Origin of the sequence: Trichlorobacter thiogenes (assembly GCF_900167465.1) — a bacterium.
Taxonomy (GTDB): Bacteria; Desulfobacterota; Desulfuromonadia; order Geobacterales; family Pseudopelobacteraceae; genus Trichlorobacter; species Trichlorobacter thiogenes.
On record NZ_FUWR01000001.1, the window covers coordinates 30,894 to 43,036 of the forward strand.

The 12,143-nt window shown below is 52.6% G+C and carries 11 protein-coding genes; 4 read left to right on the forward strand and 7 right to left on the reverse strand.

Annotated features, from left to right (window positions below):
• Positions 1-49 precede the first annotated feature (49 nt).
• Both B5D39_RS00135 and ybgF read right to left on the reverse strand, forming a co-directional pair.
• A complete protein-coding gene (locus B5D39_RS00135) occupies positions 50-1,066 on the reverse strand; it encodes a LysM peptidoglycan-binding domain-containing protein (protein WP_078788353.1) in 1,017 nt (338 codons plus the stop codon).
• A gap of 12 nt (positions 1,067-1,078) precedes the next feature.
• The gene (gene ybgF, locus B5D39_RS00140; RefSeq protein WP_078788354.1) at positions 1,079-1,825 is read right to left on the reverse strand and encodes a tol-pal system protein YbgF; all 747 of its coding nucleotides are present in this window, start codon (positions 1,823-1,825) and stop codon (positions 1,079-1,081) included.
• Between the two features lie 162 nt (positions 1,826-1,987).
• On the opposite strand from ybgF, the gene B5D39_RS00145 reads away from it, so the two are divergent.
• Genes B5D39_RS00145 through dnaB form a run of 4 tightly spaced genes read left to right on the forward strand, consistent with a single transcriptional unit; the run spans position 1,988 to position 7,516 of the window.
• Entirely contained in the window at positions 1,988-3,229 is a 1,242-nt protein-coding gene (locus B5D39_RS00145) for a peptidase U32 family protein (protein WP_078788355.1), read from the forward strand.
• Positions 3,226-4,953, forward strand: a complete 1,728-nt coding sequence (locus B5D39_RS00150) for a phospholipid carrier-dependent glycosyltransferase (protein ID WP_078788356.1) — start codon at positions 3,226-3,228, stop codon at positions 4,951-4,953. Before B5D39_RS00145 ends, B5D39_RS00150 begins: the two co-directional genes overlap by 4 nt.
• Positions 4,954-4,973: 20 nt before the next feature.
• Complete coding sequence (locus B5D39_RS00155) at positions 4,974-6,137, forward strand: DegT/DnrJ/EryC1/StrS family aminotransferase (protein ID WP_078788357.1); 1,164 nt, start codon at positions 4,974-4,976, stop codon at positions 6,135-6,137.
• A gap of 2 nt (positions 6,138-6,139) precedes the next feature.
• On the forward strand, positions 6,140-7,516 hold the full coding sequence (dnaB, locus tag B5D39_RS00160) for a replicative DNA helicase (protein ID WP_078788358.1): 1,377 nt from the start codon (positions 6,140-6,142) through the stop codon (positions 7,514-7,516).
• A 62-nt stretch (positions 7,517-7,578) separates the two neighbouring features.
• On the opposite strand, the gene flgL is transcribed toward dnaB, so the two are convergent.
• Genes flgL through B5D39_RS00185 form a run of 5 tightly spaced genes read right to left on the reverse strand, consistent with a single transcriptional unit; the run spans position 7,579 to position 12,134 of the window.
• Positions 7,579-8,664 carry a flagellar hook-associated protein FlgL gene (gene flgL, locus B5D39_RS00165; RefSeq protein WP_078788359.1) on the reverse strand — a complete coding sequence of 362 codons (1,086 nt, stop codon included), beginning with the start codon at positions 8,662-8,664 and terminating at the stop codon, positions 7,579-7,581.
• 12 nt (positions 8,665-8,676) lie between these two features.
• Positions 8,677-10,116 carry a flagellar hook-associated protein FlgK gene (gene flgK / locus B5D39_RS00170; protein WP_078788360.1) on the reverse strand — a complete coding sequence of 480 codons (1,440 nt, stop codon included), beginning with the start codon at positions 10,114-10,116 and terminating at the stop codon, positions 8,677-8,679.
• Between the two features lies 1 nt (position 10,117).
• Positions 10,118-10,615 (reverse strand): flagellar protein FlgN, encoded by a 498-nt coding sequence (locus B5D39_RS00175; protein ID WP_078788361.1) that lies wholly within the window; start codon positions 10,613-10,615, stop codon positions 10,118-10,120.
• A 4-nt stretch (positions 10,616-10,619) separates the two neighbouring features.
• Positions 10,620-11,000, reverse strand: coding sequence for a rod-binding protein (locus tag B5D39_RS00180; RefSeq protein ID WP_078788362.1), 381 nt, complete (start codon positions 10,998-11,000; stop codon positions 10,620-10,622).
• Positions 11,001-11,042: 42 nt separating this feature from the next.
• Positions 11,043-12,134 (reverse strand): flagellar basal body P-ring protein FlgI, encoded by a 1,092-nt coding sequence (locus tag B5D39_RS00185; protein WP_078788363.1) that lies wholly within the window; start codon positions 12,132-12,134, stop codon positions 11,043-11,045.
• Positions 12,135-12,143 lie beyond the last annotated feature (9 nt).

Consider the following 12,143-nt stretch of genomic DNA (forward strand, 5'->3'; position numbering starts at 1 on the left):
AATGAAGGCCGACTCAAGGTCGGCCTTCACCATATCTGCCAGCTGCACTCTAGCGAGGAGCGCTGACAACCTCGTTGCCCTTAAAGATGGCATCAATACTCTTTACAACAATTGCAGTTGAGGTGTTTTGGCCAGCTTCAACAATCACTACTGCACCGACAACCTCACTGGGCAACTGACCAACATACCGATCAACCAGCATCTTCTCAATTGCCACCTTGCGGATGACATACAACAGATTGCCCGGTTCAGCCCCTTGTGATATGCCAAGATCAAGGTAGACAACATCACCGGCAGCAATGGCAGTATTCGCATTAGCACTTTCAACTATCACACCATGCAGCGGCTTGGAGGTCATCTTCAGGGAAACACTGCGTCGCTTAACCTGCTGGTAGGGAACCAGCAGGTCACCAGGCTCAACTTCCTTAAATGAAGAGCTGATAATACCACGGGAGTTCAGCTCTGTTACCTGAGTAAGCTGCACAGTCCCCAACGGGTACACCCGATACCCCAGCTCATCTCCAGTCACCGGATGCTTAACCTCTTTTGATTTACGCAAAATGGTATACTTGCTGCCATCAAGTCCACCATGACGTGTACCGATGTCAGTAAAAACTGTATCATCCTCACCAAGCACCAGGCGGCCATGCTGCCCTGCGATGATCCTGCCACTTGGGGCCAACTCTTTTTCCATCAGCCAACCTTCATTGCCCCGCACGGTAAAAGCTTTTTCTTCAGCTATTTCGGCTTCAGCAGCCTTGACTAACTGACCAGCCGAGGCCTTTTGGCCGCCAGCCTCTGCCGGAGCATCAACAACCTCCAGCTTCCCATTCACGAAACGGACAGTTTGTCCAGGATAGATAAAGTGCGGGTTGGTAACCTCGGGATTTTTTGCCCAGAGATTCGGCCAATACCGGGGATTATTAAGAAATTTCCCGGAAAGACCCCAGAGCGTATCACCTTTCTGGATCACATAGACCGTTGACTCCTCTGCAGCCCAGATCATACAGGGGACAAACAGCACCATTATCATCAGGGATATTACCAGCTGCATACGTGATTTCATGGTCACCTCATCTTAATGTCGGCCCGAAGCCGGTTGGTCGCTGGACATCAGTCGTTCCCGCGCCTTGACAGCTGCGGGGCTGGCAGGATAGCTGCGAATAAGCCGTTCAAACGACGCCTTGGCTTTATCCGGCTGTTTCTGGGCAGCATAACTGTAGCCAATTTTTAGTAGTGCATCAGACGCCTTCAAATGACGGGGCCAGCCATCTACAACCTTCTGGAATGCAACCAGCGCCTTGGGAAGATCAGAAACACTGTAGTAACATTCGCCAATCCAGTACTGTGCATTAGGGACATATTCGCTGGCAGGCTGTTCCTTTAAAAACAGCTCAAACGCCTGAATCGCACCGGAAAAATTATTGGTACTATAGAGACCAAAGGCCTTGACATACCCCTGCGGAGGACCGGCATCCCTGCCTTTGGGAGCTGGATCAGGATTAACCACCTCTACTTTTGGCGTAGCAACAACCGCTGCAGTTTGAACCTTGGCCTGCAAGGCCTGATTCACTTCCTTCAGCTCACGCACACCATCACTCAGCTCTTTAAAGACTGCTGTGCGCTGGGCATCCCGTTCCTCCAGAGTTGCCAACCTTCCGGAAAGCTCGTTCAAACGAGCCTCGATCCCCCCCGCAATTTGGAAAAGATGCTCAACCTTTGTTTCAGTTTCTGTTTGACGTTTAACCGCCAAATCATTGGCTGCACAGCCGCCAAGCAACAATGTACCTAACGCCAGCAGTCCCAATTTTTGCAGGTGGTTCATGCAACTCTCCTGTTTTTTCTTGGGTTTCGCTGTAATTAAAGCCAGAAAAAACGCTTTGTCAAGTGAAAGTCAGGTTTTTCCGGTTTGCATTTTACAGACAGACCACTCATGTGCTAGCATTTCGCCCTCTATGACTTTATTACTATTCCAACTGGATTTAACGTGAAAAAACCTGAATTACTGGCCCCGGCCGGCACCATGGAAAAGCTGAAATGTGCCATCAGATACGGTGCAGATGCCGTCTACATGGGCGGACCAGACTTTGGCCTGCGCAATATGGCCGGCAACTTCACCCTTGCCGAAATGCCTGAAGCCCTGACACTTTGCCATAAACACGGGGTCCGCTGCTACCTAACCATTAACAGTTACCCTGCCGACCACACCCTGAACCGCCTTGAAAGCTATCTACAGGAACTGGCTCCGCTTCCCTTTGACGCCTATATTGTCAGCGACCCTGGCGTACTGCGAATGATCCGCCGGATTTCACCAGAACGGGAGATCCACCTCTCCACCCAGGCCAATACCATCAATCACGAGAGCGTGCTTTTCTGGCAGGATCAGGGGGTCGGCCGGGTCAATCTGGCCCGGGAAATGACCCTGGAAGATATCAGTGCAACAGCCAGGGCGGTCTCAATACCCTGCGAGGTTTTTGTGCATGGCGCCCTCTGCGTCGCCTACTCAGGCCGCTGTCTGCTTTCCAGCGCCATGACCGGGCGCAGCGCCAATCTGGGGGAATGCACCCAACCCTGCCGCTGGAAGTACGCCCTGGTTGAGGAGCGCAGGCCCGGCGAATATCAGCCAATCGAAGAGGATTCAAGCGGTACCTTCATCTACAATTCAAAAGACCTCTGCCTGCTGGAGTATCTGCCTGACCTTGTCAGGGCAGGTGTTGGCTCCCTCAAGATTGAAGGCAGGATGAAGGGAATTCACTATCTTGCCGGTGTGTTGCGGATCTACCGCACTGCCCTGGACCGCTTTTACGCTAATCCCGATAGATACACGGCAGACCCGGCCTGGATGGAGGAACTGGCCACCATCAGCCACCGCGGCTATACCACCGGCTTCCTGCTGGGTGATCCCAAGGATGTTGGGCAATCCTATCAGGCCGGGTACCTGCGTAGCCACAAACTGGTGGGGACGGTTGAGTCGATGCGGGGACCAGAACTGGCAGAGGTGATGGTGAGAAACCGGTTTCAGGCTGGCGACCAGCTTTCACTGATGGGACCTGCCATGAAAAATGCTGATTTCATGGCCGCTGACCTGCAGCAACTGGACCAGCACGGGGAAGCAACACCAGTAGACATTGTTCATCCTAATATGCGTATTCTGATGCCGGTACCTGTCGGTACGGCCCCTGATGATCTAATCCGGCTACCTGCACCAATGCAGGAATTTGATTCATGAGTCCACTTTACGAGCATCTCAACCAGCCCGAGGGACATTGGCTGCGGGATAGTACTGTGCTGCTGTTCCTGTTCGGCTTCCTGTTTCTGACAGGGCTTGGATCAGCGCCGCTGATTGATCCGGATGAAGGGCGCTATGCCGAGATCCCCCGCGAGATGCTGGTCCGGGGCGATTTTGTCACCCCCACCCTTAACTATGTCAAATATTTTGAAAAACCACCGCTATTATACTGGGTAAATGCCGGTTCCATGGCGATCTTTGGCCAGAACGAGTTTGCAGCCCGGCTCCCCTCTGCCCTGTCAGGACTTTTTACGGTCCTGCTGACCTACCTTGCAGGACGGCGCCTCTTTAACCGGCGAACAGCATTGACCGGGACGTTGATTCTGGGTAGTTGTGCCGCCTTCCTGTTCCAGTCACGGATCATTCTGACAGACATGCTGCTGACCTTCTGCCTCTCAGCAGCCCTGTTCAGCTTTCTGCTGGCTGTTCGTAGCAGCGAACGACACCGCACCCACCTCTACCGTCTCTTCTTCATCTGCTGCGGTCTGGCAGTATTGACCAAGGGGTTAATCGGAATCGTGCTACCCGGTGGCATCATCTTCTGGTATCTGCTGCTGAGCAGGCGCTGGCACCTGCTGAAGGGAATCCCCTGGTTCTCCGGCCTGCTGCTGTTCGCTCTGGTCACCATGCCGTGGTTTGTACTGGTGTCACAGGCAAACCCTGAGTTCCCGCATTTTTTCTTTATCAGAGAGCACTTCCAGCGCTACACCAGCACCATCCATCGCCGCAGTCAGCCGTTCTGGTTCTTTTTACCAATCCTGCTGCTGACCATGCTGCCCTGGTCCTTTTTTCTGCCGGGCAGCCTGGGCAAGGCCTGGCAGCAGCGACAAAGTGACAGGGGGACCACCCTTTATCTGCTGATCTGGCCCTTAGTCATTATCTTATTTTTTTCGCTTTCCAGTTCAAAACTGATCCCGTACATCCTGCCAACCTTTCCGCCTCTGGCGCTATTGCTGGCTCACCGGCTTACCGCTCACTGGCATACCCGCAGACCCGATTACACAGCTGCGCAGGCAGCCCTCGCCACCATACTGCTCTTGACCGGTGTAGCTCTGGCTATACTGCCGTTACTAACCTGGCTCCCACCGCTGCTCCATGCAAGCGGTCAAACCGGTCGGGATCTGGCTGCCATGCTGACCGGGCCGACACCGGTACTTACCCTGCGTCAGACCCTGCTGCCCGGCAGCCTGCTGGTTATCTTCGGCCTGCTGCTGTTCTGGATCATCCGCACCCGTTCCAGCCTGCTGCTAGTTGGGCTGCTCTGTTGTTTTGGTATCCTGCTTGACCTGCTGCTGCCCTGGGCCTTTAGTCAGTATGGTGCAGCTCGGCTCTCCTCCCGCAGCTTGGCCAAGGCCGCACTGCAGCACAGTGGCCCGGACACACTGCTGGCCCAGAGCGGCCCCCGCCAGGGGATGAACTTTTATACCGGTAAACGTCTGATCACTGTAGGTGATGCCGATGAACTGAGCTTTGGCAGCAGCCAGGGCAATCAGTCCGGCTGGTTCCTCACCCAGGAACAGTTCATGGGACTCTGGTGCTCAAACCGCCAGGTCATGATTGTTATTCCCCGCCATGAGGCAAGCCGGTATGAAGCAGCTCAAACCGGGCTCCCCCCCCGCACTCTGGCAGACAACGGGGCGTTGCTGTTGTTGTCCAACCGCTGATTGAAGGAGTATCTACCTGTATGCGTGAAACATTTCTGCCCTTTTCCACCCCTACTCTGGGAGATGAAGAAATCAACGAGGTTGTTGACTCGCTTCGTTCCGGCTGGATCACCACCGGCCCCAAGGTCAAACGTTTTGAGGATGCCTTCAAGGTCTATGTGGGCGCCCCCTTTGCTGTACCGCTCAGTTCAGCCACTGCCGGTCTACATCTGACCCTGCTGGCACTGAAGATCAAAGAGGGGGACGAAATCATCACCACGCCAATGACCTTTGCCTCCACGGTCAGCATGATCATACTGGCCGGTGGTACGCCGGTACTGGCTGATATTGAACCCGGCACGCTGAATATTGATATTGCCAAGGTTGCAGAGAAGATCACCCCACGCACCAGAGCGGTGATTCCGGTCCATTTTGCTGGGCAGTCCTGTGACCTGGACCCGCTGTTTGCCCTAGCCAGACAGCATAACCTGACCATTATTGAAGATGCTGCCCACGCAGCTGGCACTGAATACAAAGGACAGAAGATCGGTAGCCTTGATTCCATCTCCATCTTCTCGTTCCACCCCAATAAGAACATTACCACCGGCGAAGGTGGTATGGTCTGCACACCGGATGAAACCCTGGCTGAAGAAATCTCACTGCTGAAATTCCACGGCATGAGCCGTGAGGCCTGGAAGCGGTTTGCAGCCAGCGGCACCCCCAACTATGATATCATGCTGCCGGGCTACAAGTACAACATGATGGATATCCAGGCGGCCATCGGGCTACACCAACTGCCCCGTCTGGATGGTTTTATTGACCGTCGCAAAGAGATTGCCGAGCAGTACAATGCCGCCTTTGCCGGTCTGGCGGAACTTGCCCTGCCCGGCTATGCGCCATATCAGCAACGCCATGCCTGGCACCTCTATACGCCTTTGATCAGGATCGAGCTTTTAACCATAGGCCGGGACCAGTTCATGGCAGAGCTGAAAAATCTGAACATCGGCAGTGGGCTGCATTACAAGGCGATTCACCACCACAGCTGGTACCGCGAGAATCTGCCAATGGCCGACACGGAGCTGCCCAATGCCAGCTACGCCTCTGACCGGATTCTGTCGCTGCCGCTGTTCCCCACCATGAGCGACAATGATACAGTTGATGTGATAAGCGCAGTAACCGACGTCATCACCCGGTTCAGGAGATAGGTATGTCCCAGGACCAGATTCACAAACTTCCCCCCCAGAGCCTTGAGGCAGAAATGTCGATCCTGGGTGGTATCCTGATCGATAACGACGCCATCAACCGGGTGCTGGAGATGCTGGAGCCGGAGGAGTTTTACCGGGAGGCGCACCGCAAGATTTTTGGTGCCATGCTGGAGCTGTCTGACCGGCGGGAACCCTGCGATCTGATCACCCTGACCGATGCCCTGAAACGTCGTGGCGATCTGGACAGCTGCGGCGGGGCCGCCTATCTGGCCACCCTGGTTGACTATGTCCCCACCGCCGCCAACATCACCTACTACTGCAAGATCGTAAAGGAAAAGGCCCTTAACCGGCGCCTGATCACTATTGCGACTGATATCGCCACCAGGGGTTATGACGAGCAGGGAGATGTCAATGAATCGCTGGATGAGGCCCAGAAGGCGCTCTTCAGCCTGGCAGAAAACAAACTCCGCCCACAATACTATCCGGTCAAGGATGTCATTAAAGACACCTTCAAGATGCTGCAAACCCTGTATGAAAAGAAGGAACAGATCACCGGCACCCCCACCGGCTATATTGATCTGGATCATATGACTGCCGGTCTGCAACCGGGGGACCTGATCATTGTTGCTGCCCGTCCTTCCATGGGCAAGACCACCCTGGCGCTCAATATTGCCAGCCACGCCAGCGCTGAGGCCAAAGAAAAGGTCGGCTCAGTCATCTTTTCACTGGAGATGGGCAAGGAACAGCTGGTGATGCGCTTTCTCTCGTCACTGGCCCGTGTTGATGCAGGACGGATGCGTACCGGCCATTTTCTGGACAGCGATTGGCCAAGACTGCAGCGAGCAGCAGCCACCTTGCATAATGCCAACATCTTTATTGACGACACCCCGGCCATCAGCATCCTGGAATTGCGGGCAAAGGCCCGCCGTCTGAAGACGGAACATAACATCGGGCTGATCATCATTGACTACCTGCAGCTGATGCGTGCCGGAGCCAATCCGGAATCCCGCCAGCAGGAGATTTCCGAGATTTCCCGTTCGCTAAAGGCCCTGGCAAAGGAACTGCATGTACCGGTTGTAGCGCTGTCACAGCTTAACCGCAGCCTTGAAAACCGCAGTGACAAACGCCCCATGATGAGTGACTTGCGTGAATCAGGTGCCATTGAGCAGGATGCCGACGTGATTATGTTTGTCTACCGGGAAGCGGTCTACTGTGAACATTGCCGCAAAAAGGATGGCAGCTGTACTGCCAACCATGAACGCAGCGCCGAGGTCATCATCGGCAAACAGCGTAACGGTCCGATCGGTACGGTAGAATTGGCCTTTATGGGTGAGCACACCAGGTTTGAGAATCTGGCCCGTTCTGGCACGAACGAATAGCAAAAAGGGTCCTGTATCAATTGATACAGGACCCTTCAGATTTCTACTTCTTGGTCAGCAAACTAAAGGTAATCTAGCAATGACATCTGGCTAATCTTGGCAGTTGATGAATAGGTGGCATTTAATGCTGTTTCTTGCTGGCTCATCTCAATCCCCAGCTGAGCGTAGTCAACGTTCTGTATATTACCGTATACTGTCTGCAAGGTACTGATAATCGTCTTGTTCATTGTATTGGCCGAATCAAGGCGTACCGTACGTGACTGAAGATCGCTCTGTGCTGCATTTAACTGTATACCAGCCTGATACAACGCCTGTTTGCCTGCCTGAATGCCAGGTATATTGGATGCGGCAACATCTGCAATTAATTGATCCATGGTTGCCAGTATATCAACACTTCCGTAGGGACTGCCCGGCGCCGTGGGGGTCAGCAGATGATTTCCTGGAAAATTGATTGCCTGAGTAACCCCCTGGTTGATCTCAATACTGGTAACCCCGCTATCACCGGCATAGGTATTAAGCGCAGCTCCGGTTGCCGTTGCTGTTGCATTGGCACTAAGGGTCAATGAGGCTGGCGGCCCAGCGTTGATAGCAGCAATAGTAGTCCCGGCCGGTATACCAGCACCGCTGATTGCCATACCGGCACTCAGTCCGGTTACGCTATCAAGATTGCTGATCGTCGGTGACCCACTGGTGGTATCTCCGCTATTGATCAAAAAAGGCTTGGTGAGTGACTTTGTGCCGCTAAACAGATAGACCCCGTTCAGCTGGGTGTTGCCCATATCAACAATATTCTGCTTGATACTCTTCAGACTCATTAGTGCATTATTGATGACATTAGGATCTGTCTCGCCACCCGAAAGCGAAGAAACCGCTTTTTTTGCCATTTCAATAAAACTATTCATACCGGTCAGGGCAGTATTGCTCATCTTTAGCCAGGTATCTGATTTACTGATGTTGCTGGTATACTGATCAGCAACAGTCATCCGATCATTCATATTGACCAGCAAACTGACCGAGACCGGGTCATCACTTGGCCGGTTATAGTTACTGCCTGATGCAATCTTCTCCTGAATGCTGTCCATACGGGCACGTGTGCTTTGAATATTATACAACGAGTTTTGCATGGTTATGTTTGGTGTTATTCTCATGGCTCACTCCTACTACAACATTCCTATCAAGGTATCCATCATCTCAGTCGCTGTAGTAATCAACTTTGCCGAGGCCTGATATGAGCGTTGGTACTGAATTAAGTTAGCCAATTCCTCATCAAGCGAAACGCCCGAACTGGAATCCCGCAGAGTCGTCAGCTGTTTCATAAACGCCGCATCCTGTTTTTCCACATTCTGGGCAGACTGCACATCTACCCCCACCTGCGCCACCAACGTATTATAATAGTTACCAAAGGATGAGCTTGAAAGAGCCGTAAAGGTCTGTCCCTGAAGCTGCACCATACTCAACGCATTGGCATTGTCACCGGGAGCCGTTGCCGAACCGGATGCCGCAATTCCTGACTGGGTCACCAGAGGATTCAATGCAATTGTTGATGCCTCGCTTCCAGCGGTAACCGTAAAGAGATCTAAACCGGCAGCTCCGTTCAGGTCAAAACCGGCATTATGAATTGCGTTTATACCGGGCTTGGCTGGCGGACCAGCCTCTCCATTGACCATTACATTTGCCAGATTGTTGATATAGGCTTGGTAGGCAGGAATAAAGGTATCCCGCATCTGCAGTGTCGCCCAGAGTTGTCCACCATTGGGCGCCGTGTACATGGTGCCATCAACCACCGCCGTTGTTGCCGGGTTAACGGCATCCACCGCCGTCACGGTGTAGTTTGTCGGAGGCTGTGTAGAAAGGGTTAAACTGCCGTACTGCGTTCCCTTGACCAGATTTATTGTTGTGGCACCACGGGTGACATAGACATCTGTTGTGCCATCCGTATTTTCTGTGTACTGGACCCCCATCCGTTCAGCAAGGTCCCTGATCAGATAATCACGCTGGTCGCGCATTTCATTGGCATTACCGGACACCTGTTCAGTAGTGTCAATCTGGCCGTTAAGAAGTGCTATTTGTTTTAAGGTACTATTGATATCGTTTGTTAATGAAGGCAGGGCATCGTTTTGTGCCGTAGCTGCATTACTCAGTGTTTTGTCAACATAGTGAAACTGATCAACCATGATCTGAGCCCGCGAAAGAACGGCCTGACGCTCAGGCTGACCGGTCGGATTTACCGAAAGATCCTGCCAGGCGTTAAAAAAACCGGCTATTGAGGCCCCTAGCCCCTCCTGGGCGACCTCATTGAATACAGGCTGAATCTGCTGTAATACCTCTGCCTTTGTTGAGTCATAACTTCCGACAGTACCAGCATTAACCAGCTGTTTCTGCAGAAGGCTATCATAGTATCGCTCTACCGTTGAAACCTTAACCCCTGACCCCAAAGGAAAACCATTATGCGTACTGGGGGGGGCAGACTCAAGAATGACACGTTGGCGGGAATAGCCCGGTGTGTTCACATTGGCTATATTTTCACTCGCCACCTCTGAGGCAACTTGAAAAATCTTGAGGCCAGCTTTTCCTATTTCAAAGGCTGCGCTCAGTCCCATGTTACGCCTCCTTACTCACCATGACCGCTCCACTTTGGGCATTTGAGAGGTAGGTGCCGCGGACACCGTAGGTGTTAGAGGTGTTCAGTATTCTCAAAATAAATCCCAAGGAATCATTTACGACCCCCAGAAAACGTTCCAGCATGCCACGATTTTGATTGGCCAACACAGAAACCTCTAAACCGGCCTGCCTGGCTGCCTGCTGTAATGGCTCTACCTGCCCCCTGATGGACAATGGCATTTTTTCAATAACCTCAGAAAGTGTTGACGATGAAGCCAGGCCATACTGGACTGCAGTTGCCGACAGAACACCATGCAAGGTCTCAGTCATCAGGCGCTGGCGCTGAATCAGCTGTTCCTTTTGGCTATTTAATGCCTCCATTACCTGTGTATTAAGGGCGGCAATCGCCTTTTGCTCATCCTGCAGCGTCTGCTGAAGTTCCTTAAGGATTTTAGTCTGTTCAATGAGTACATCCGTCAAGCGATGCGCTGTTGCCATGTCACTACTCCTCACCTGCCGTTGCGGCTATCTTCTTCTGGGGCGGAACGGCATACCGTTTCAACAACTCTTTTTCAACCATCGACGCGAGACTGTTTGGGCCACCACGTTTTGCCGCTGCTGCGGCATATTCCTGATCAAGCATATAGCGGTAGGTTTCTTCTGCCTTACCGCCGCCTGTCAGTTTATCTTCTGCGACGGTTTCACGCATGGACTTCAACATCATACCGGTAAACATTGCCTCAAAATCCTGCGATATCTTTTTCAGCTGTTTACGCTTTGCATCTGTCAGCTGTTCCCCGCGCACCTTTGCACGTGAGCCAAGTTGCTCGGCCTTATTGTCCTGCATCAGTAGATCTGGTGCTATGGTCAAAGTGCTATCCATTATGGTTATCCTATCGGTAGTCTTATCTACTTACTAAAACGGTTAGATAATAACCAGCTCTGCCTGGAGTGCTCCAGCGGCTTTAATCGATTGCAGGATTGAAATCAGGTCCCGTGGTGTAACCCCCAACAGATTAAGCCCCCGCACCACATCACCAATGGTGTTACCCTCAGGCAGCAGTGAGAGCCGTTTCTGCTCTTCCTGCACTTTCAGCTCGGTACGGGAAACCTCTTTGGTTTCCCCTTTTGACAGAGGCTTGGGCTGAGACACCTTGGGGGTCTCTTTAATGGTCAACGTCAGGTTGCCGTGGGATACAGCAACAGCTGCAATCTTGACCTTATCCCCCATGACGATGGTGCCGGTCCGTTCATTGACTACAACCCGTGCTGGCTGATCCTGTGTAACCTCCAGATTTTCTAGCTGAGCAATAAATTCAACCGGGCGAGAGGTAAATTCGTCAGGGATCTGCACCATGACAGAACCGCCATCACTACTACCTGCTACCCCTTTAAAGCTCTTATTAATGGCGGCAACAATACGCGAGGCTGTAGTGAAGTCAGATTGTGCCAGATTCAGGCGCAGGCTTGATTTACCGGCAAGCACGTTGGGGAGTTCCCGTTCAACCAGGGCACCTGCAGGTATTCTTCCTGCGGTGGGATGGTTTTTAGTTGCCGAAGCACCTTGGCCGCCAAAGGCAAATGAATTGGTCAGGATAGAGCCCTGGGCTACTGCATAGACCTGATTATCCGCACCTTTGAGCGGTGTCATAATCAATGTTCCACCTGCTATGGTCTTGGCATCCCCCAGTGACGAGACAAGCACATCCAGCTTGGTGCCCTGCTTGGCAAAAGGAGGGAGAGTAGCGGTTACCATGACAGCGGCAACGTTTTTAACCTTGATATCAGCGCGGTTGACCGTAACTCCCATCCGCTCCAGCATATTGACCAATGATTGTACCGGAAATTTTGTCTGGTCGCTGTCACCGGAGCCGTTCAGCCCCACTATTAGACCATAGCCAACCAACTGGTTGTCCCGTACTCCGTCAAATGCAGCAATATCCTTGATCCGCGTGGCATGCACCAGTGCTGGCACAAGCAGAACTGCACAGATAACAAACAGAGCTATTCGCTTCATACTATCACC